The organism is Microbispora sp. NPDC049125, assembly GCF_040802045.1.
In the GTDB taxonomy this organism is placed as follows: Bacteria; Actinomycetota; Actinomycetes; order Streptosporangiales; family Streptosporangiaceae; genus Microbispora.
Genome location: NZ_JBEZDW010000004.1, coordinates 127,244 through 147,224, shown reverse-complemented (window position 1 = coordinate 147,224; position 19,981 = coordinate 127,244). Strand labels below are relative to the sequence as shown.

At 72.7% G+C, this 19,981-nt stretch carries 23 protein-coding genes; 12 read left to right on the top strand and 11 right to left on the bottom strand.

Annotation, left to right across the window (positions count from 1 at the left end; all coding sequences use genetic code 11):
* Positions 1-18: 18 nt before the first annotated feature.
* Positions 19-486: a MarR family winged helix-turn-helix transcriptional regulator gene (locus AB0B72_RS06515; protein ID WP_367737325.1), complete on the bottom strand. Its 468-nt coding sequence runs from the start codon at positions 484-486 to the stop codon at positions 19-21.
* Positions 487-548: 62 nt separating this feature from the next.
* Here AB0B72_RS06515 and AB0B72_RS06510 point away from each other — a divergent pair, with 62 nt between their 5' ends.
* Complete coding sequence (locus tag AB0B72_RS06510) at positions 549-935, top strand: 4-oxalocrotonate tautomerase family protein (protein ID WP_367737324.1); 387 nt, start codon at positions 549-551, stop codon at positions 933-935.
* A 122-nt stretch (positions 936-1,057) separates the two neighbouring features.
* On the opposite strand, the gene sigJ is transcribed toward AB0B72_RS06510, so the two are convergent.
* Complete coding sequence (sigJ, locus tag AB0B72_RS06505; protein WP_367737323.1) at positions 1,058-1,993, bottom strand: RNA polymerase sigma factor SigJ; 936 nt, start codon at positions 1,991-1,993, stop codon at positions 1,058-1,060.
* A 164-nt stretch (positions 1,994-2,157) separates the two neighbouring features.
* Between sigJ and AB0B72_RS06500 the strand changes: the two genes are divergently transcribed.
* Positions 2,158-2,787, top strand: coding sequence for an LUD domain-containing protein (locus AB0B72_RS06500; protein ID WP_367737322.1), 630 nt, complete (start codon positions 2,158-2,160; stop codon positions 2,785-2,787).
* 100 nt (positions 2,788-2,887) lie between these two features.
* A complete protein-coding gene (locus AB0B72_RS06495; RefSeq protein ID WP_367737321.1) occupies positions 2,888-3,496 on the top strand; it encodes a TetR/AcrR family transcriptional regulator in 609 nt (202 codons plus the stop codon).
* A gap of 82 nt (positions 3,497-3,578) precedes the next feature.
* Here the strand turns inward: AB0B72_RS06495 and AB0B72_RS06490 are convergent, their stop codons facing one another.
* Positions 3,579-5,408, bottom strand: coding sequence for a 2-isopropylmalate synthase (locus AB0B72_RS06490; protein ID WP_367737319.1), 1,830 nt, complete (start codon positions 5,406-5,408; stop codon positions 3,579-3,581).
* Positions 5,409-5,578: 170 nt separating this feature from the next.
* Between AB0B72_RS06490 and AB0B72_RS06485 the strand changes: the two genes are divergently transcribed.
* On the top strand, positions 5,579-6,283 hold the full coding sequence (locus AB0B72_RS06485; protein WP_367737318.1) for a FadR/GntR family transcriptional regulator: 705 nt from the start codon (positions 5,579-5,581) through the stop codon (positions 6,281-6,283).
* A 21-nt stretch (positions 6,284-6,304) separates the two neighbouring features.
* On the opposite strand, the gene AB0B72_RS06480 is transcribed toward AB0B72_RS06485, so the two are convergent.
* On the bottom strand, positions 6,305-7,120 hold the full coding sequence (locus AB0B72_RS06480; RefSeq protein ID WP_367737317.1) for an SGNH/GDSL hydrolase family protein: 816 nt from the start codon (positions 7,118-7,120) through the stop codon (positions 6,305-6,307).
* A 170-nt stretch (positions 7,121-7,290) separates the two neighbouring features.
* On the opposite strand from AB0B72_RS06480, the gene AB0B72_RS06475 reads away from it, so the two are divergent.
* The gene (locus AB0B72_RS06475) at positions 7,291-8,514 is read left to right on the top strand and encodes an isochorismate synthase MenF (RefSeq protein ID WP_367737316.1); all 1,224 of its coding nucleotides are present in this window, start codon (positions 7,291-7,293) and stop codon (positions 8,512-8,514) included.
* On the opposite strand, the gene AB0B72_RS06470 is transcribed toward AB0B72_RS06475, so the two are convergent.
* Positions 8,489-9,157 (bottom strand): YigZ family protein, encoded by a 669-nt coding sequence (locus AB0B72_RS06470; RefSeq protein ID WP_367737315.1) that lies wholly within the window; start codon positions 9,155-9,157, stop codon positions 8,489-8,491. The two genes, AB0B72_RS06475 and AB0B72_RS06470, sit on opposite strands and share 26 nt — an antisense overlap.
* Positions 9,158-9,287: 130 nt before the next feature.
* Between AB0B72_RS06470 and AB0B72_RS06465 the strand changes: the two genes are divergently transcribed.
* Positions 9,288-10,025, top strand: coding sequence for a GntR family transcriptional regulator (locus AB0B72_RS06465; RefSeq protein WP_367737314.1), 738 nt, complete (start codon positions 9,288-9,290; stop codon positions 10,023-10,025).
* Here the strand turns inward: AB0B72_RS06465 and AB0B72_RS06460 are convergent.
* The 3 genes from AB0B72_RS06460 to menB form a co-directional block, all read right to left on the bottom strand.
* A complete protein-coding gene (locus tag AB0B72_RS06460; RefSeq protein ID WP_367737313.1) occupies positions 10,012-10,647 on the bottom strand; it encodes a DedA family protein in 636 nt (211 codons plus the stop codon). The two genes, AB0B72_RS06465 and AB0B72_RS06460, sit on opposite strands and share 14 nt — an antisense overlap.
* Before the next feature lie 119 nt (positions 10,648-10,766).
* Positions 10,767-12,416 carry a 2-succinyl-5-enolpyruvyl-6-hydroxy-3-cyclohexene-1-carboxylic-acid synthase gene (gene menD, locus AB0B72_RS06455; RefSeq protein ID WP_367737312.1) on the bottom strand — a complete coding sequence of 550 codons (1,650 nt, stop codon included), beginning with the start codon at positions 12,414-12,416 and terminating at the stop codon, positions 10,767-10,769.
* Between the two features lie 163 nt (positions 12,417-12,579).
* Positions 12,580-13,449 (bottom strand): 1,4-dihydroxy-2-naphthoyl-CoA synthase, encoded by an 870-nt coding sequence (menB, locus tag AB0B72_RS06450; RefSeq protein ID WP_367737311.1) that lies wholly within the window; start codon positions 13,447-13,449, stop codon positions 12,580-12,582.
* Positions 13,450-13,503: 54 nt separating this feature from the next.
* Here menB and AB0B72_RS06445 point away from each other — a divergent pair, with 54 nt between their 5' ends.
* From AB0B72_RS06445 to AB0B72_RS06435, 3 genes are all read left to right on the top strand, one after another.
* Positions 13,504-14,646 carry an AMP-binding protein gene (locus AB0B72_RS06445; protein ID WP_367737619.1) on the top strand — a complete coding sequence of 381 codons (1,143 nt, stop codon included), beginning with the start codon at positions 13,504-13,506 and terminating at the stop codon, positions 14,644-14,646.
* Between the two features lie 38 nt (positions 14,647-14,684).
* The gene (locus AB0B72_RS06440; RefSeq protein ID WP_367737310.1) at positions 14,685-15,026 is read left to right on the top strand and encodes a hypothetical protein; all 342 of its coding nucleotides are present in this window, start codon (positions 14,685-14,687) and stop codon (positions 15,024-15,026) included.
* Between the two features lie 325 nt (positions 15,027-15,351).
* Entirely contained in the window at positions 15,352-16,713 is a 1,362-nt protein-coding gene (locus AB0B72_RS06435) for an RNA polymerase sigma factor (protein ID WP_367737309.1), read from the top strand.
* A gap of 179 nt (positions 16,714-16,892) precedes the next feature.
* On the opposite strand, the gene AB0B72_RS06430 is transcribed toward AB0B72_RS06435, so the two are convergent.
* Complete coding sequence (locus AB0B72_RS06430) at positions 16,893-17,288, bottom strand: hypothetical protein (protein ID WP_367737308.1); 396 nt, start codon at positions 17,286-17,288, stop codon at positions 16,893-16,895.
* Between the two features lie 113 nt (positions 17,289-17,401).
* Between AB0B72_RS06430 and AB0B72_RS06425 the strand changes: the two genes are divergently transcribed.
* Both AB0B72_RS06425 and AB0B72_RS06420 read left to right on the top strand, forming a co-directional pair.
* Positions 17,402-17,980 carry a TetR/AcrR family transcriptional regulator C-terminal domain-containing protein gene (locus AB0B72_RS06425; protein WP_367737306.1) on the top strand — a complete coding sequence of 193 codons (579 nt, stop codon included), beginning with the start codon at positions 17,402-17,404 and terminating at the stop codon, positions 17,978-17,980.
* A 354-nt stretch (positions 17,981-18,334) separates the two neighbouring features.
* A complete protein-coding gene (locus AB0B72_RS06420; RefSeq protein ID WP_367737305.1) occupies positions 18,335-18,535 on the top strand; it encodes a DUF5999 family protein in 201 nt (66 codons plus the stop codon).
* Here AB0B72_RS06420 and AB0B72_RS06415 read toward each other — a convergent pair.
* Positions 18,522-19,130 carry an alpha/beta family hydrolase gene (locus AB0B72_RS06415; protein ID WP_367737303.1) on the bottom strand — a complete coding sequence of 203 codons (609 nt, stop codon included), beginning with the start codon at positions 19,128-19,130 and terminating at the stop codon, positions 18,522-18,524. The genes AB0B72_RS06420 and AB0B72_RS06415 overlap by 14 nt on opposite strands.
* A gap of 91 nt (positions 19,131-19,221) precedes the next feature.
* Here AB0B72_RS06415 and AB0B72_RS06410 point away from each other — a divergent pair, with 91 nt between their 5' ends.
* Positions 19,222-19,632, top strand: coding sequence for a hypothetical protein (locus tag AB0B72_RS06410; protein WP_367737302.1), 411 nt, complete (start codon positions 19,222-19,224; stop codon positions 19,630-19,632).
* Positions 19,633-19,674: 42 nt separating this feature from the next.
* On the opposite strand, the gene AB0B72_RS06405 is transcribed toward AB0B72_RS06410, so the two are convergent.
* Positions 19,675-19,977, bottom strand: coding sequence for a hypothetical protein (locus tag AB0B72_RS06405; protein WP_367737301.1), 303 nt, complete (start codon positions 19,975-19,977; stop codon positions 19,675-19,677).
* Positions 19,978-19,981 lie beyond the last annotated feature (4 nt).

The following is a 19,981-nucleotide window of genomic DNA, read 5'->3' as shown; positions in this document are numbered from 1 at the left end:
ACCCGCGTGATCTTCGGCTCAGCCGTGCATCCGCTTGCCCAGGGCGGCCTCGAAGGCACGCATCGTCCGCACGATCGTGGCGCGTTCGGCCGGTGTGAGACCGGACAGGACCTCATCCCACGCCACCGCGGTGCCCGCCATCCACTCGCGGATCGGCTCGGCGTACTGCGGTGCGATCGCGACGACCCGTCGTCGCCGGTCGGCGTCGTCCTCTTTCCGCGTCAGGACACCGCGGCGGGACAGGTCACCCACCATGAGGCTGACGGTCGTCGGAGCGATCTCCAGGCGTTCCGCCAGCAGGCTCACCGTGAGAGGGCCGTCGTACTGCAGGTAGGCCAGCAGTGACAGGTGGCGGGGTGCGAGATCGAGCGTCCGCAGCGCCTCCGGCATGGGCAGCCGCTTGGCCCGCCCGACGATCCTGGGCATCAGCAGCAGCATGGACCGCACCGCCTGGCCGGTGGTCATGCCGTCCGCGTCGTTGACCATCTGGGACCTCGCCAATTACATTTGACATCAAAGATAATTTGAGAGCAAACAGGAGACCTACGATGCCACATCTGACCGTCCGGGTCCTGGAGCCGCAGCTGCAGGGCAACGAAGCGGCCCTCATCGCCGCGCTGACCGACGCGGTGGTCGACGTGTACGGCGAGTGGGCACGCGACGTCGCGGTCATCCATCTCGACGGTGTACCCGCCGGGCGGTGGGGCCTGCGAGGCAAACCGGTCGACGAGGCCCCACCCGCGATCACGTTCGGTATCCGCGAGGCGGCGTTCACCCGTCCCGACAGCCGTGAGATCGCCGCCAAGCTCACGCGAACCGTCACCGACGCCGTCGCCGGCGTCCTCGGAGCGCACTTGCGCGACACCATCGCGGTCGAGTTCGTCGCCACTCCGGCCGGCCGCACCGCGGTCGGAGGTGTGATCGTCGACGACTAGGTGTTCCGTCCTGTGAGGCCGGGTGCGCGGCCGGCGGGTGACCGGCCACCGAGCCGTCGCCACTGCGCCGGGACGGAACCGGGGCAGCGGCGCACAGCGGGCCGGCGGGATGGGCGCGCGTGTCAGCCCGTCGTCCAGGGCCGGAGCTTCTCGGGGTTGAGTATCGCCCAGATGTGCTTGATGCGGTCGCCTGTGATGTCGAAGGCAAGCACCGCCGCGAGGGCGCCGTCCTGCCGGGCGACCAGGCCGGGCTGGCCGTTGACGGAGCACTCCGTGACCGTCAGGCCGGGCGCCCGGCCGGCCAGATCGACGCAGGCGCGCGCCACCCGCTCGCCGCCCTCGACCGGCTGGAGCACGGCGCTCACCAGGCCGCCACCGTCGGCGACGGCCGTGGCGTCGGGGTCGAGCAGGCCGATCAGGGCGTTGATGTCCCTGGCTTCCCATGCCTGTTTGAAGTCCCTGACGATGCGGGCCCGCTGGGACGGCGAGGCCGCGGGAGGCTGCGGCGCGCGAACGCGACGGCGGGCCGAGGAGGCCAGCTGGCGGCACGCCGCCGGGGTGCGGCCGGTGATCTCGCCCACCTCGGCGAAGGAGTAGCGGAAGACGTCGTGCAAGATGAACGCCACGCGCTCAGCCGGGGTCATCGACTCCAGCACGACCAGGAAGGCCATCCCGACCGACTCGTCCAGGGTGACCCGGTCGGCCGGGTCCGCGGTGAGGCCGCCCGGCCGCCCGCTGACCCACTCGCCCGGTTCGGGCAACGGCTCGGGGACCCATTCACCGACGTAGGTCTCCCGCCTGACCCGTGCCGAGCCGAGCACGTTGAGGCAGATGCGGCTGGCGACGGTCGTCAGCCAGGCGCCGGGCGACTCGATGGCGTCCTGCTGCTGCGGGGACAGGGCATACCAGCGGGCGTAGGTCTCCTGCACGGCGTCCTCGGCCTCGGCCAGGGATCCAAGGAGCCGGTAGGTGAGATTGATCAGGCGGCCCCGCTCGCTCATGACCGCGTTCGGGCCTGTACCTGGCCGGCCGTCTCCCGGCCCGGATCGGGTGGTCATGGTGCCGGCTGCTCCCTCGGTCGCGTCTGCCCTCTCACTGGTCCGACAAGACAGCGCACCGGAATGTGAGGCCGGCGCGTCGCCTCACATTCGCAGGGGTCGCGTTGTCGAACCAGTGAGACGGACACATCATCCGGCACACCACGACCAGCCCAGGAGGCCCCATGACCACCCCGATTCCGGCAACGCGGTTCGCCGACCCGGCGTCCGCCGAGCACCTGGAGCGGGCTGCCGGTGAGCTGGCCGCGCACGGGTTCACCGTCGAGATCCTGGACGACGCCGCCGCCGCGCGTGCCCGCGTCAAGGATCTGATCCCCGAGGGCGCCAGGGTGTTCACCGGGGCCAGCGAGACCCTCCGCCTGTCCGGCATCGAGGCCGACATCAACACCAGCGGGCGATACGACGCCGTCAAGCCACGCGTCCTGGCCATGGATCGCGCCAGTGAACGTGATGAGATCCGGCGGCTGACGTCCACCCCCGACGTCATCGTGGGCAGCGTCCACGCGGTCACAGAAACCGGCTCCCTCGTGGTCGCCTCGGGCAGCGGAAGCCAGCTCCCTGGATACGCCGGCGGCGCCGCCCGCGCGATCTGGATCGCCGGGGCGCAGAAGGTGGTGTCCGACCTGCCCGCCGCGCTGCGCCGCGTTGAAGATCACTGCCTTCCACTGGAAAGCGCCCGCGCCCAGGCGGTCTACGGGTGGCCCAGCGCCGTCAACCGCCTGCTCGTCCTCAACGCGGAACCCAGCCCAGGGCGGGGCACCGTCCTGCTGCTCCGCGAGGCGATCGGATTCTGAGGGACCGCACCCTCAACCGTGACCACCAGAACGAGGACGTCCCACCATGCCCTGAATGGAGGGAGGCAACCACACCGGACGGGTGTCTATAGTCAGTGAGGTGGCTGACTCAACGAAAACCCGGGCGCGGGGGGCCGACAACCGACGGCGGCTGATGACCGCGGCCGCCCGAGTCCTGCACCAGCAGGGCGTGGAGCGCACCACCATCGCCGACATCGCCGGCGCCGCCGGCGTTCCCGTCGGAAACGTGTACTACTACTTCAAGACCAAGGACGAGCTGGTCCAGGCCGCCCTGGCCGAGCATTCCGGATACCTCGCGGAGCTCACCGGCGATCTCGACAAGCTCCCCGATCCGCTGGAGCGCCTCAAGGCCCTGGTCGGTGTGTGGGTCAGCGAGCGCGACGTCGCGGCGCGATACGGCTGCCCCACCGGCACCCTGGCCGCCGAGCTCGGCAAACGCGCCGAGGGAGGCATGGACCTCGAAGCGGGCAAGGTCATCCGGTCGCTGCTCGACTGGGTGGAACGCCAGTTCCGCGAGCTGGGACTGCCCGGCCCCGGCGACCTCGCGATCACGCTCGTCGGGGCCTACCAGGGCATGTCCCTGCTGTCCAGCGCCCTGCGCGACCCGGAGATCATGACCCGCGAGGGAGACCGGCTCACCCGCTGGCTCGACACCTTGCCCGAGGGCGCCGGGCGCCTCGACTCCTGAGGTCCGGCTCTCCTCCGCCCGGCCCGCACCCCGTCCCGCCTTCCGCGTGGAGGCCGGACGGGTCATGCGGCCGGGCGGAAGATCAGCGGACGGGCGGGGGGCAGGGCGCCGATGCCCGGTTGACGGCGGCCAGGACGGCCCGCACGCAGGCCGCCGGGACGGAGACGTCCTGCCCGGCGCCCCAGCGGGTCACCCCGCCGACACGGCATTCGGCGTACGCCACGGCGGGGGCGCCGGTCTGCTCCGGCGAGGCGTGCCCGCCGTGGCGCAGGACCTCCACAGAGATCCCGGCGGCCGCCAGGGCCGCGGTGAACGCGGCGACCGGCGCCTCACCCGTCCCCTCACACCGGCGTTCCCCGTCGGCGACGCGCAGGTCACCGGCGAACCGGTGCCCGCCGTCGGCGGTGCCGGCCGTGCTCCACGAGCCCAGGGCGACCGGGCCCTTCAGCCCGGGAGCGAGGTAGACGTCGCGGAACAGCTCCCACAGGTCCGCAGGCGTGACCTCACGACCGGTCGCGTCGGTCGTCTCCTGCACCGCCCGGGACAGGTCGGCGCGCAACCCCTCGGGCAGGTCGAGGCCGTAGTGGGACCAAAGGAGGTGCGCGACCCCACCCTTGCCCGACTGGCTGTTGACCCGGATCACCGCCTCGTAGGTGCGTCCCACGTCGGCGGGGTCGATGGGCAGGTACGGCACGGCCCACGGCGCCTCACCCGGCGCGAGTCCCCGCTCGGCGGCGAGGCGGGCCTGCCGGGTGTGATGGGCGAGCCCCTTGCTGATGGCGTCCTGGTGCGTCCCGGAGAAGGCCGTGTAGACGAGCTCCCCGCCGTAGGGGTGGCGGGGGTGGACGGGCAGGCGATTGCACCACTCCACGGTCTCCCGGATGACGTCGATGTCCGACAGGTCGATCATCGGGTTCACGCCCTGGGAGTACAGGTTGAGGGCGAGGGTGACCAGGTCGACGTTGCCGGTCCGCTCGCCGTTGCCGAACAGGCAGCCCTCGACGCGCTGGGCCCCGGCCAGCAGTGCCAGCTCGGCGCAGGCCACCCCGGTGCCCCGGTCGTTGTGCGGGTGCACCGACAGGATGACCGCGTCGCGGCGGTCCAGGTTGCGATGCATGAACTCGATCTGGTCGGCGTACACGTTGGGAGTGGCGATCTCCACCGTGGCCGGCAGGTTATGGGTCACCGGCCGGTCCGGGCAGGCGTCCCACAGCTTGGTCAGGCCGTCGCAGATCTCCAGCACGAAGCCGGGCTCGGTGGCGTTGAACACCTCCGGGGAGAACTGGAACCGGATGTCGCCCCACGGACGGGCCTCGGCGAGCCGGGCCATCCGCGCGGCGGCCTCGTCGATCAGCGCCACGACCTCCGCCCTGTCGCGGCCGAGGACGACGTCGCGCCAGACGGGGGCGGTGGCCGTGTAGAGGTGCACCACTACGCGCGGCAGCCCCTCGATCGCGGCGAAGGTCTGGTCGATCAGGTCGGCGCGGGCCGCGGTGAAGACCACCACGGTGACGTCGTCCGGTACGGCGGCGGCCTCCGCCAGGTGGCGGACGAAGCCGAAGTCCGTCTGGCTCGACGACGGGTAGCCGATCTCGATCTCCTTGAAGCCCATGGCGACCATCAGGTCGAACATGCGGCGCTTGCGCGGGGTGTCCATCGGCTCGGCCAGCGCCTGGTTGCCGTCGCGCAGGTCGACCGGCACCCACAGCGGCGCCCGCTCGATGCGGCGGGAGGCCCAGTCGTGGCCGGACCGCGGGAGCTCGACCCGCTCGTGGGCCGGGAGATAACGATGGTGCGGCATGGCGCTGGGCCGCTGGGGGTTCCAGGCGGGGGCGTCCTGGGGCAGCGGGCCGCGCGGGGTGCGCAGCGTGGGGAAGACGGCGGGCACGGCGGAGCCGGCGTTGACACTCATGACAGGAAAGGTCCTTCGGTCCGGGGGCGACCGGCGGCACGGCACCCCGCGGCGGGGTGCCGGTCGTGTCAGGCCCCGCCGCGGCGGCCGAGAAGAAGGAGCGTCCGCTGCGTCACGGCGCTACACTAACCACAGTCGAACTCCTCAGACAAGCTGACAAGTGAGGTTTCATGTCGCTCGACGCCCTCCGGCCGAGCCCGCTGGTCGATCAGGCGGTCGAGACTCTGCGGGCCCAGATAGCCGGGGGCGCCTGGCCGGTCGGCACCCGGCTCCCCGGCGAGACAACCCTGGCCAGGACACTCGGGGTGGGCAGGTCCACGGTGCGCGAGGCCCTGCGCGCCCTCGCCGGGGCGGGGCTGGTGCGGGCGCGCCAGGGCGCGGGCGTCTTCGTCGTCGCCACCAGTCCGGTCGAGGACTGGCGGACCCGGCTGCGGCGTGCCGCCGTCACCGACGTCTACGAGGTCCGCATGCTGGTCGAGGTGCAGGCCGCCCGCCTGGCCGCGCTGCGAAGGACGCCGGACGACCTCACCGCGCTGGACGCGGCGCTCCACGCCCGCCACGAGGCCGCGCGGGCCGATGACGCCGCCTTCGTCGACGCCGACATCGCCCTGCACGCGGCCGTCGTGGCCGCCGCGCACAACCCGGTGCTCACCGACCTGTTCGCCGAGTTCGTCCCCGCGCTACGGCAGGGGCTGATCGACCTGGTGGAGCTGCTCGACCTGCGGGCCCACGACCCAGGCCCCGGCGCCGACAGCCACGCCGCCCTCGTGCATGCCGTACGGCTGGGCGACGCCGAGGCGGCCGGGCACGTCCTGCAGGACGAGCTGGACCGCACCCTGGAGCGGTTGCGGCACCCCGGGCAGCCCTCACGATGAGCGTCGCCGCCGGCGGACGGCTCAGGGCTGGACACCGGGGAAGAAGCCGGCGTCGAACGTCACCTTCGCCAGGGCCCGCTGCCCGTCGGCGTTGGGATGGAAGTAGTCCCAGGCGCTCACGAGCTTGAGCGTGTAGGGGAAGTTGAACACGGCTCCGCCGTCGTACCGGCAGGCGGAGCCGTACCGGGCGCAGGCCTGGCTGAGCTGCTCGTTGTAGTCGATCACCCGCTCGCGCACCCGCTCCCGGCGGGCCACGTCCTTCTTCGCCGTGGACGTGGGGTTGGCCAGCATCGACTGGCAGATGTGCCCGATGGCCCAGAACGTGCGGGCCCAGCCGTTGTCCCTGCCGACCCGCCACAGGCGCATGATGTCGGGGATGCTGGCGACGAAGACCCGCGCGCCGGTGGGCCGGAGCACGGCGAGGGCCTCGTCCACCCGGCGGCGGTAGGTCGCCACCGGGGTCATGTCATCGGCCGAGCCCACGCAGGCGTCCTGCGCGCCGATGAGGACGGTGACGTAGGCCGCCCCCCGCGCCGCCGCCTGCCGGGCCTGGCCGGGCAGGTCGGCGCTGGTCGAGCCGGGGACCGCGAAGTTGAGGTTGTGGCCCTTGATCCCCGGTGCGATCGCGAGCAGCCGCAGGTAGTGGCTGTCGACCGCGGGATTGTCACCCGCCGACCACGATCGGGAGGTGCACGCCACGTACCAGCCGCAGGCGTTGAATCCGGCGCTGATCGAGTCGCCCAGCGCGGCCATGACGGCGGGGGCCGTCCGGGCGTGGGCCGTGCCGGGCGCGAGCAGGAGCGACGCGGCCAGGACGGGCATGATCTTCTTGATCAATGGACACCTCCGGGAGATCAAAGGTAGAGATCACCAGGAGTTGTCCTCTATCGCCACCAGGGAAGGGGGGTCTACCGTGACCAACTTCCTATGACGGCTTGACACGGCGCCTCACGGCGTCACAGGGGGGCCCTTGTCGAACACGTTCAGATCGTGCGTAGAGTGAACCGGTGAGTGTCGCCCTTATCCGTCCCCTCGTGGTGCGCACGGTCGCGGTCAGCAACCCTCGCGATCTTCTCGCCCGCCTCCCCGACGCCGCGCCGTACGCCTGGATCAGGCACGGAGACGGTCTCGTGGGGTGGGGAGAGGCGGCGCGCGCCGTCGTGCCCACCGGACCGGGCCGCTTCGACCGGGCCCGCGACTGGCTCTCCTCCCTGTTCGACGGGGCGCGCATCGACGACGAGGTCGCGATGCCGGGCTCGGGGCCCGTCGCGTTCGGCTCGTTCACGTTCGACGCCGCCGCCGAGGGCTCGACGCTGGTGGTCCCCCGCGTGGTCCTCGCCCGCCGGGCGGGCAGATCATGGCTCACCACGATCGGGGACGACAGCGGCGACCTCGCCACTCCCCCGGCCGAGCCCGGCCGCATCCGGTACGGCGACGGCACGCTGACCGCTCCGGAATGGGAGCACCGCGTCGCCCAGGCCGTCCGGAGGATCAAGACCGGCGCGCTGGACAAGGTGGTGCTCGCCCGCGACCTGACCGCCACCGCCGACCGCGACATCGACCCCCGGGTTCTGCTGGCCCGGCTGGCCGAGCGCTACCCCGAGTGCTACACGTTCTCCGTAGGAGGCCTGGTCGGCGCCACCCCCGAGCTGCTGGTCCGGCACACCGGCAAGTCGATCGAGTCGCTCGTCCTGGCCGGCACGACCACGCGCGGCTCCGGCGCCGCCGACGACGCGGCCCGCGGGGCGGCGCTGTACGCCTCCGCGAAGGACCGGCACGAGCACGTGTGCGCGGTGGCGTCGGTCCAGGAGGCCCTCGCCCCCCTGTGCTCCGCCCTCCACGTGCCCGACCGGCCGGAGCTGCTGGTCCTGCCGAACGTGCAGCACCTCGCCACCCGGGTCACCGGCCGGCTGTCCGACGGCGCCTCGGTGCTCGACGTCGTGGCGGCCATGCACCCCACCGCCGCGGTCGGCGGCACGCCGACCGGCGCCGCGCTCGGCGTCATCCGGGAGCTGGAGGGCATGGACCGGGGCGGTTACGCGGGACCGGTCGGCTGGATCGACTCGCGCGGCGACGGCGAGTGGGGCATCGCGCTGCGCAGCGCGCAGGTGTCCGGCCGCCGCGCCCGGCTGTTCGCGGGCTGCGGCATCATGGCCGGGTCCGACCCGGCGGCCGAGCTGGCCGAGGCCCAGGCCAAGCTCCGGGTCATGCAGTACGCCTTGGAGGGGTGAGCCCTCCGGAGCCGCGGGGCAGGTGGACGAGGTCGCCGAAGGCCGCGGCCGCGCGTCCCGCGGTGACCGTGGCCAGCCAGTCCTCGAAGCCGGGCAGCCCGTCGAGCGTCACGGCGACCTCGAATGTGACGCGGGCGCCGTAGTCCACCCCCCGCAGCGCGTACGACGAGGCGCGCAGATCGCTTTCCAGCCGGCCCGCGTGCCCGTGGTCGATCGACACGGTCGCCAGTGTCGCCGGGACCATCTCCACCACCGTCTCCAGCGCGGCGGCCCGGTCGAGCGCCTCCCCGACGGCCCCGCCGTACGCGCGCGCGAGGCCGCCGGCGCCGAGCAGCACGCCGCCGAAATAACGCGTCACGACGGCGACGACGTCGGCGAAGCCGCGCCGGGTGAGCATCTCCAGCATCGGGGTGCCCGCCGTCCCGCCGGGCTCGCCGTCGTCGTCGGCCCTCCGCAGCCGCGTCCCGACGGCGTACGCCGTGCAGTTGTGCGTGGCCCCGGAGTGCAGGCGCCTGCGCAGCGCGATGAACTCCCGCGCCGCCTCCTCCGTCTCCGCCGGGGCGAGCGCGCAGACGAACCGCGAGCGGCGGACCTCGGTCTCGTGCTCGGTGACGTCCTTGATCGTGCGGTACGGCGTGGCCACCGGTTCAGCGTACCGAGCCGCCGCCTTTACAAAGTAAGCCATTCGGGGGTTCACCTTGATGATCAGGCGCCGTGACGTTTGTCCGGACATCCTGACGGCCGCTAGGATCGGGCCCTCCGAGGAGGAGCACATGAGCGAGCTGGAGATCGACCTCGACCGGTCCAGCCCGGTCCCCCTCTACTTCCAGGTGGCCGAGCAGATATCGGAGGCGATCGGGCGCGGCGACCTGGCCCCGGGATCGCGGCTCGACAACGAGATCCTGCTCGCCGACCGGCTCGGCCTGTCCCGCCCGACGGTCCGCCAGGCCATCCAGTACCTCGTGGACAAGGGACTGCTCGTGCGCAAGCGCGGCGTCGGCACCCAGGTGGTGCACGGACAGGTCAGGCGATCGGTCGAGCTGACCAGCCTGTACGACGACCTGAGGCGTTCCGGGCAGCGGCCGGCGACGCGGGTGCTGTCGATCGGGGCCGCCCCCTTGGGCGACGACCTGGCCCCCGTCCTCGGCCTGCCGCCGGGGACGGAGGTGCTGCGGGTGGAGCGGCTGCGCTACGCCTCGGGGGAGCCGCTGGCGCTGCTGCACAACTGGCTGCCGCCCGGCCCCGCGGCGCTGACGGCCGAGTCGCTGGAGGAGCGCGGCCTGTACGAGCTGCTGCGCGCGGCGGGGGTGCGGATGAGGGTGGCCAACCAGCGGATCGGAGCCAAGGCCGCCACCCCGGCCGAGGCGCGGCTCCTCGGCGAGCGCCGGGGCGCGCCCCTGATCACCATGGCCCGCACGACGTACGACGACCAGGGCCGGGCGGTGGAGCACGGCTCGCACGTCTACCGGGCGTCGCACTACTCCCTGGAGGTCACGCTCATAGAGCGCTGACCGTCTCCGGCAGCTCCTCGGCGTCCGCCTTGCCGGCCTTGCGCTTCAGCCACAGCGTGCTGCCGAGACCGATGAGGACGGCCACCACCAGGCCGACCCAGGAGAAGCCCTTGAGCCACTTGTCGGCCACCATGCCCAGGTAGTAGACGGCCGCGGTGGTGCCTCCCGCCCACAGGATCCCGCCGAGCACGTTCGCGACGAGGAACCGCCAGTACGGCATGTGCAGGGCTCCGGCGAGCGGCCCCGCGAGGATGCGCAGCAGCGCCACGAACCTGCCGAAGAACACCGCCCACATGCCCCAGCGGAGGAACAGCTTCTCGCCCTTGGCGATGTGCGCGGGGCCGAAGTGCTTGGGGAAACGCCGGCCGAGCCGGTCGAACAGCGCCCGGCCGCCCTTGCGCCCGATGAGGTAGCCGATGGAGTCGCCCACGATGGCCCCCGCGCTGGCGCAGACGCCGACCACCACCGGGCTGACCACCCCCTGGGACGACAGGAGGGCGGCGCTGACCAGCACGATCTCGCCGGGAAGCGGGATGCCGAGGCTCTCCATGCCGATGACGACGCCCACGAGCACGTAGACCCAGACGGACGGGATGGTCTGCAGCCACTCGTCGACGTGCATGTCACTCCTTCGGGGCGGGGAATCACGACCCATTGTGCCGCCCATGGGGGCATGCGACATCCTTCTGCGGGACCACGGCGAGTCAGCCCCGGGTACGAGCCGCGGCCCGCGCGCCTGCGCTAGGGGCGCATGGCGGCGCGCACGGCGTCCCGCATGGCGGCGTGGACGGCGGCGTTCCCCTCCCGGTCGGTCCGCGCCTCGACGAGCCGCAGGCCGTCCCCCTTGACCGCCTTGGACAGGTCGTCCGGCTCGGTCACCAGCGTGTACGGCAGGCCGGTGGCGGCCGCCAGGTAGGCGAGGTCCACCCCGTGCGGCGTGCCGAAGACCCGTTCGAACGGACCGGTGAGCGCCCCCTGCGGCAGCAGCGAGAAGATCCCGCCGCCGTCGTTGTTCACCACGACCAGGCACAGGTCGGGGCGGGGCTCGCGCGGGCCGAGGATCAGCCCGTTCTGGTCGTGCAGCAGCGTCAGGTCGCCGATCAGCGCGTACGCGGGGCCGTTGTGGGCCAGCGCCGCCCCGATGGCGCTGGAGACCAGGCCGTCGATCCCCGAGGCGCCGCGGTTGGCCATCAGCCGAAGGCCCCGGCGGGGCCGCATGGCCTGGTCGAGGTCCCTGATCGGCATCGACGACCCGCAGAACAGCAGCGACCCGTTGGGCAGAAGCTCGGCGAGGTCCCTGGCCAGCCGCGGCTCGCTCAGGCCGGAGGCGCCGAGCACCTCGTCGATCGCGTCCCGCGCCACCTGGTCGGAGTGCCGCCAGGAGCGCAGCCAGGCGTCGCCGCCGGAGGCGATGGGGATCTCCACCGCCTGCGCCACCTGGGTGGCCGACCGGGTCGGGTCGGGCCACCGGGTGAGGTCGGGCGCCACGACGATGTGCTCCTCGGCCCGCCGCAGCCACGACAGCAGCGGCCGGGAAAGCCCCGGCCGGCCGAGTGTGACGACCACGTCGGGCCGGTGGGCCTCGGCGAACTCCTGGTCGCCCAACAGGAAGTGGTAGGTCGAGACGGCGTGGTCGCCGTAGCGTCCGCCGCCGTTGGGCTCCGACAGGACGGGCCATCCCGCCATGCCGGCGGCGGCGACATACCGCCGCACGTTGACCGCGCCGTCCCCGACGACGAGGACGCCGCGGCGGGTGGGAGCCAGGTGCAGGGCCGCCGAGGGCGGCGCGACCCGCGCCCTGGTCCACGCACCGCCCGCGTCGCCCTCCAGCGACTCGCACCACGTCGCGTCGCCGTCGGGGATGAGCGGCTCGCGGAACGCCACGTTGAGGTGGACGGGGCCGGGGTCCATCGGGCCGGTGGCCCGCTGGTAGGCCCGGCACGCCAGCGACCGCCAGTAGGCCACCTGGCCGGGCCGGTCCTCCGGGACGCCGATCTCCGCGAACCACCGCACCGCCGAGCCGTACAGCTTGACCTGGTCGATGGTCTGGTTGGCGCCGGTGCCGCGCAACTCGGGCGGCCGGTCGGCGGTCAGCAGCAGCAGCGGGACGCCCGACTCGGACGCCTCGATGACGGCCGGGTGGAAGTTGGCGGCGGCGGTGCCGGAGGTGCAGACGAGGGCGACGGGACGTTCCGACCGCTTGGCGAGCCCCAGGGCGAGGAACGACGCCGACCTCTCGTCGATCCGCACGTGCAGCCGCAGCCGGGCCTGCTCGTGCGCGGCGAGGGCCAGCGGCGCCGAGCGGGAGCCGGGGGCGAGCACCAGGTCGGTGACCCCGCAGCGCACCAGCTCGTCCACGAGGACGGTCGCGAGCGCGGTCGCCGGGTTCACCCTCGCTCCCCGCGGACATCGGGAACGGCCGACGCCGCCACGCCCCGCCGGGCTCCGGCCAGGTTCCCCTGCACGCGGCCGCCTCCTCCCGTTCCCGAGGCCGCAAGCGTACGGCAAAACGGACAGATCGCCGTCACGGGCATCCTCATCGGCGCGGGGCGGGCTACGGGCGGCGGGGGAACTTCGAGAAGTCGGGCGCGCGCTTCTCCTTGAACGCGTCCCGGCCCTCCTGGGCCTCCTCGCTCATGTAGTAGAGCAGGGTGGCGTCGCCCGCGAACTGCTGCATGCCGGCCGCGCCGTCGGTGACCGCGTTGAGCGCGCCCTTCAGCATGCGGAGCGCGAGGGGCGACTTGTCCAGCAGCTCGCGTGCCCACTGGACGGTCTCCTCCTCCAGCCGCTCCAAGGGGACGACGGCGTTGACCAGGCCCCACTGAAGAGCGGTCTCGGCGTCGTACTGGCGGCACAGGTACCAGATCTCCCTGGCCCGCTTGAGGCCGACGGTCTCGGCGAGCAGCCACGAGCCGTAGCCGCCGTCGAACGAGCCGACCTTGGGGCCGGTCTGGCCGAACCTGGCGTTGTCGGCGGCGATCGTCAGGTCGCAGCACACGTGCAGGACGTGGCCGCCGCCGATCGCGTAGCCCGCCACCATCGCGATGACCGGCTTGGGGCAGCGCCTGATCTGCACCTGCAGGTCGAGGACGTTGAGCCGGCCGACGCCGTGGGTCGTGTCGTCTAGGTAACCGTCGTCGCCGCGGATCTTCTGGTCCCCTCCGGAGCAGAACGCCCGGTCACCCGCGCCGGTGAAAATGATCACACCGACCTCGGGGTCCTCCTGGGCGGCGTTGAACGCGTCGCGCAGCTCGAACAGGGTCGTCGGGCGGAACGCGTTGTGCCGCTCGGGCCGATTGATGGTGATCTTCGCCATGCCCTCGGCGGTCTCGTAGACGATGTCCTCGAACTCACCCGACCGCTTCCAGTCGACCCCGCTCACACCCGCTCCTCCGTCGTCGCTTACCGGCCGGTCACATCCCATGCCCGCGCCGGGACTAACCTTACGACCGTGCTCAGCCGTCCCGGAAACCGCCCGGTGCACGCCCTGGTCCTCCCTCCCGGGCCCGCGCTCTTCGACGCCGTACGGCACGCGCTGTCCGGCGAGGGCCCGGCGGTGCTCCCCCTGTCACCCGACCTGCCCCGGCCCTCGCTGGAGGCGGTGCTCCGCGCGCTGCGCCCCACCCACGTCGTCACCCCTGACGGCGTACGGCGGGAGCCCGGCGGGCTGCCCACCGACGCCGCCGTGATCATCGCCACGTCCGGCTCCACCGGCGTCCCCAAGGGCGTCGAACTGACGGCCGGCGCCCTGACCGCCTCGGCGCGCGCCTCGCTGGCCCGCCTGGGGGCCCGGAAGGGCGAGCGCTGGCTGTGCTGCCTGCCGCCCTCACACATCTCAGGCGCCCAGGTGCTCGTCCGGTCGCTGCTGGGCGGGACCGAGCCGATCATCCACGCCCGCTTCTCCCCCGGCGACGTCGCGGCCAGCGGCGCCGACCACGTGTCGCTGGTGCCGACCCAGCTCCGGCGCATGCTCGACGCCGGGGCCGGCGTCTCCGCGTTCCGCACGATCCTGCTGGGCGGGGCCGCCGCTCCCCCGGGCCTGCTCGCCGAGGCCCGCGCCGCCGGGGCCAGGGTCGTCACGACGTACGGCATGAGCGAGACGAGCGGCGGCTGCGTGTACGACGGCGTCCCCCTTGACGATGTGGATCTGGAGATCGGCGGCGACGGACGCGTCAGGATCCGGGGGCCGGTGCTCTTCTCGGGCTACCGGCTGCGCGACGATCGGCCCTTCGAGGACGGCTGGTTCGTCACCTCCGACCTCGGCGTCCTTGAGCGCGGGCGGCTGACCGTGCTCGGCCGGGCCGACGACGTCGTCAACACCGGCGGCCACAAGGTCGTGACCGGCGCGATCGCCGAGGTCCTCGCCGGTCACCCCGCCGTGCGGGACGTCGTGGTCGTCGGCCGGCCCGACCCCGAGTGGGGCGAGATCGTGGTCGCCGTCGTCGTCCCCCGGGCCGGAGGGGGCGAAGGGGCCGGTGGGGCGGGCCTCGCCGAGCTTCGCGCCTACGCCAAGGAGCGGCTGCCCGCCTACGCCGCGCCACGCGTGGTGGAGATGGTGCGCGAGATCCCGCTGCTACCTAACGGTAAACCGGATATGGTCAGCCTGCGGAACCGAAAATGACCTTCGCTCGTCTTAGGAGTAGGGAAGGGGGACGCCCGATGAAGCCGACTCGCAGGATCGCGATCTCCACGGGGATCGCCGCCGCCGTTCTCGCCGGCGGGGTGTCGGTCACGGCCGCCGCGTTCGCCGGGCGGCTGGAGCAGGGATCGAAGGCGGATCACCCCGCGACGGACGCGGGCCAGGTCTCACCGGCGACTCCTGGGCCGGTCACCATCACCGGCTCCGTCACGCCTCCCGCCGACGACCCCGACGTGGTGTCGAGGGAGCTCCCCGGAGACCCCGGTGAGGTGGGCGACTACTGGACCAAGGAACGTCTTGAGGACGCCGACCCCATGCCGATGCCCCAGGTGAGCATCAGCATCGTCACCCCCGGGAACTAGACAGCTCTCTGCTCATCGCGGTCGCGCGTCGTGTCGTCACGCCCCGCGGGCGCCGCGGCGGGCATCGACACCCGCTGCGCCCGGTCACGCCCCGGAGATCGCGTCCAGCGCCACGCGTGATCGGGATCGCCCGGAGGCGCAGCCGCGCCTCGGCGAGGCGCCCGCGCGAGACCGGCGGCGCCGGAAAGATCGCCCTCGAAGCGCGGTCTTGGGAACAAACTGGGCGCGCCGACGTTATTGATACTGGTGCGCAGAGCGCAGACGGCCGCCGCGCCCCTCCCAATCAGCTAAGAAACGACGAACTCCGTAAGGAGGAGGTGTCCTCATGCCCCGGACCGCCGTGGCGACCTCGCCCGAGCGCGGGACGACCCCGACGACTCTCGACCAGCTGCTGGATCGAGGCCGCATCCAGGGTCGCCTTTCCCTGGCGGAGCTGCGCGAGGCCTTCGCGGAGGCCGGCGTCAGCCCTGCCGAGGGCCGCTCGATCCTGCGCGGGCTCACCGAGGCGGGCGTGAACCTGGCCTCTGACAACGACCCGGACGCCGCACCCCGGACGGCCGGCACGGCGCAGGCCCCGGCCAGGAAGACCCGCAGGGCGGCGGCCAGGCAGGCCGCCGAGACCGCCCCCGGCCCGGCGGGCAGGCCTGTCAAGGCCGCGAAGAGGGCCGCCGGGGCCGACGCCGAGGAGCCGTACGACGAGGAGCCTTCCGCCGAGGAGGCGGAGGCCGAGGACACCGGCACCCAGGACCTCGACGACAACTCCTCGGTCATGGGCGACTCGGTGCACACGTACCTGAAGTCGATCGGCCGGCGCACGCTGCTCACCGCCGCCCAGGAGGTCGAGCTGGCCAAGCGCATTGAGGCCGGCCTGTACGCGGAGTACAAGCTGGAGTGTGCCCTGGAGGGCGGCGAGAGGCCGGCTCCGGGCGTCCTCGAGGACCTGGAGTGGGTCATCGCGGACGGCAGGCGCGCCAAGGACCACATGCTGGAGGCCAACCTCCGGCTGGTCGTGTCGGTGGCCAAGAAGTACACCGACCGCGGCATGGCACTGCTCGATGTGGTGCAGGAGGGCAACCTCGGCCTGATCCGCGCGGTCGAGAAGTTCGACTACACCAAGGGCTACAAGTTCTCCACGTACGCCATGTGGTGGATCAGGCAGGCCATCCAGCGCGGCTTCGCCGACTCGGCCCGCACGATCCGGCTGCCCGTCCACGTGCTGGAGATGCTGTCGAAGCTGTCGCGCGTGGAGCGCGACATGCACCAGCGGCTCGGCCGGGAGCCCACCCCCGAGGAGCTGGCGGTCGAGCTCGACAAGACGCCGGACCAGATCGAGGAGCTGCTCCGCACGAGCCGGCAGCCGATCAGCCTCGACTCCACGATCGGCGAGGACGGCGAGACCAGGATCGGCGACCTCATCGAGGACGTCGACTCCCCCGAGGCGTCGGAGGTCGTGGACCGCCAGCTGCTCGCCGAGCAGCTCAAGGGCGTGCTCGGCAACCTGTCGCCGCGCGAGGCGAAGATCATGAGCCTGCGCTTCGGGCTGGCCGACGGCAAGCCGCACACCCTCGACGAGATCGGCAAGCACCTGGGCCTCACCCGGGAGCGGATCCGCCAGCTCGAGAAGGAGTCGCTGTCGAAGCTCCGCCACCCGAGCAACACCCGTCCCCTGCTCGACTGGGCCAGCTGACCCCCACGCCCCTGGTCAGCCTTCCAGCGAGCGTCCCACGGCCCGTGCCGCATCGGCGCGGGCCGCACGGCTGTCCGGGGACGGCTCAGACCGGAGCGATCAGCGCGAAGACCACGCCCCGGGGCCATGGTTCGAGGCCCGCCAGCTGTACGAGAGGCGCGCCGTACGAGACGCGCGGGTCAGCGGCCTACGGCGGAGGCCCGGGGAACGCGGGGGATGTCGATCCGGTTGGCCTCCCGCAAGGTGCGCAGGCGGTTCACCTCGTCGGTCCACAGGGCGCCCTTGGGCGTGGCCCTCGCCTTGCGGCGGGCGATCCGGTCGTCGTACGCCTTGACTCCAAGGGTGGAGCGCTGGGCGGCCTCGGCGGCCCGCAGGGCCTCGGTCAGTGCGGCGTCGAGCACCAGCGCGGCCTCGCGCAGCTCCTCGACGGGGGCGCCGGAGGCCTGCACGGCCCGGTACCGCCGCTGCGCCTCCCGCGCCTTCCGCAGCGCTGAGCCGAAGCTCTTCCCGACCTCCTGGTCGGAGTGGTAGCGGACCTCCGCCTCCCGGCTCACCCGCGGACGGAAAAACGCCATCGTCAGCTCCTCCAACTCGAACACGCGTCGCTGCCCGTAGCGTACGCGTTCCGCGGGCCGGTCCGCACACCAGGAGGCGATGTCCTTTACGAAGTAAGGTGGAATGTGGCAGCATGATCGCCATGCCTGCCAAACGACCACCCGTCCCGCTGTCGCGGGAGCGCATCATCGACGCGGCGCTGCACATCGCCGACGGCCAGGGCCTGCGCCGGCTGACCATGCGCCGGCTCGGCGACGCGCTCCAGGTGGAGGCGATGGCGATCTACCACCATCTGCCCCGCGGCAAGGACGCGCTGATGGACGCCCTGGCCGAGCACGTCACCACCGTCCGGGTCGACCCCGGCGCGATCTCCGGCTGGCAGGACCGGGCGCGGGCCTGGGCCCGCGCGAGCCGTACTGCCCTGCTGGAGCACCCGGGTGTGCTGTCGCTGGCGCTGACCCGCCCGCCGAAGGGGTCGGCGCTGATCGCGATCCGGGAGCAGACCGAGCAGCTCCACGAGGCGGGGGCGGGCGACGCCGTGGGCGCGGTGCGGGCCCTGCGCGCCTACGTCTTCGGGAGCGTGGCGGTTGAGGTGCAGCAGTCCGGCTGGGCCGACCCGGACGCGACGGTGCGGGACGCGCGGACGGCCGAGGGCGAGCGCGAGTTCGAGGACGGCCTCGACGCCCTCCTCGCGGGCCTCGGCCATGCCTAGTCCCTTCGGGACGGCCGTCCGCGCCATTCGGGAGAGGTTGTAATCCGTCAGTTACCAGACGGACGGCGTGTCGAGGTTGGACCGTTATCGTCCATGGGGCACTCTTGTGTATTGGGTCACATCAGTGTGCGCAGACCGCTCAGGACATCGGCCGGGCCCCTACCCCGACCGGCGGAAATCGTCCGAACGGGCTATGTCACCCGGTGCGGCCAAGCCGCAAACTGGTGTAGTCCAGTGTGCTGCACGTCACCGTTACGATTCCAGCGTCCCTCGAAGACGAGGGGGGCGGTCGGTGACGGCGCCGCCGGCGATGAAACCGACACGAGCATACGAGAAAGACACGGAGCCCCGGCGATGTGCCCTCATGAACCGGCCTGTCCCACCGCTGAAGCGAAGGATCGAGAAGCCGCCCGCACGATAGCGTCGCACCCTGAGCAGGGATGGAGCCTGCTCTGCAACGGTGTCGTGCTGTTCGAGGACACCGGCGAGCTGCTTCCCGACGGCGGCGTCATCGCTCCCCACCGCCCCACCGACATGGCCATCAGCGCGGCTTAGCGTACGGCAGCCGCTCCACCAGCCACCGGACCACCTCCTCGCCCACCCGGGCGGGGTCTTTTTTGAGTTCGTGGCCTTCCCCCGGAAGAACCACGAGGCGCGCGGCGTCCGCCTCGTCCGGAACGCCGAACGGGTCCCGATCCCCGCTGACCACGAGCACGGGAGTCCCAGCGGCCCGCAACTCCTCCACTCGCGACCGCTCCGGCTTCCCCGGCGGATGCAGCGGGAACGCGAGCGCGATCACCGCTTCGGCCCCGGCCGCCCGCGCCGTACGGCACGCCACCCGCGCCCCGTTGCTGCGGCCTCCCTGGACGAGCGGCAGGCCGGGACGGCGCTCTCTCAGGACGGCGACGACGGCCAGCCACGCCTCATCCTGCTTGGCCGCCGGGCCCGGCGCCCGGGCGCCCCGCAGGCGGAACGGCTGGACGACCCGCGCCACCGACCCGCCGACACCCAGCACGGCCTCCCGCACGGCGAGCAGGTCGGGCGCGTCCACACCGCCCGCCGAGCCGTGGGTCAGGACCAGGAGGAACCGGGGGTCGGAGGCCTCGTCCAGCTCGGCCAGCGCCGGCCCGTGCGGGGTCGCGATCTGCATGGCGGCGACGCTACCGGCTACGACCCCAGCATGAGGCCGACCCTCCGGTGGGAGGATGCCACGGCCGTCCGCGAGGGAGCAGAATGTCAAGGTGCCGGATATCGCATCGCAGAACCCCGCAACAGGGCAGCCCTTCCCCTCGCGCTCGCAGGAGGGGACCACCCCGTCCTCCAGGGAGGACCTGCGCGCCGTCATCGCGGCCCGCCGCGACCTGGGGTCGGACTACGAGGACGCGCTGGTCGACTCGTTCCTCGACAAGCTCGACGTGGAGATCGCCGCCCGGGTCCGCAACGAGGTGGCGGCCCAGATGCACCAGCGGGGCGAGGCTCCCGCGAAGAAGGACAACAGCGCGGTCGGCGTGGCCCTGGGGTCACTCGGGATCGGCATCCCGCTGACCGGGATCGCGGTTGGTGCGGCCCACCTTCCCGGGCTGCTCCTCGCCTGGGGCGGCATCGTCGCCGTGAACATGGCCTACGCGCTCAGCCGCCGCTCCCAGCGCTAGGCGGCGGGGCCTGCGGACCGGCGAGGGCGGGGCCCGCGACCGTCAGGGCAGGCCGTACCGGCTCCTGATGGCCCTGGCCTCCTCCTCCGTCACCTGACGCGGTGTACCGGCCAGGGCCCGGCGCAGGTCGGCCAGGATCCTGTCGCCGGAGCTGCGGACGCGCGACCGGTACTGGTCGAGCTGGGTGTCGAACCGCTTGGCGGCCGGCCCCGACCACACGGTCCCCGACCGCAGCTCCTGGAAGGGCGCCTCGATGCCCTTCTCGACCTCTGTGATCAGCGGCTCGACGGTCCTCAGGGCGTCGCCGAGCGCCTCGTAGAGCGGGTTGGGCACCATTCCGGTCACGGTC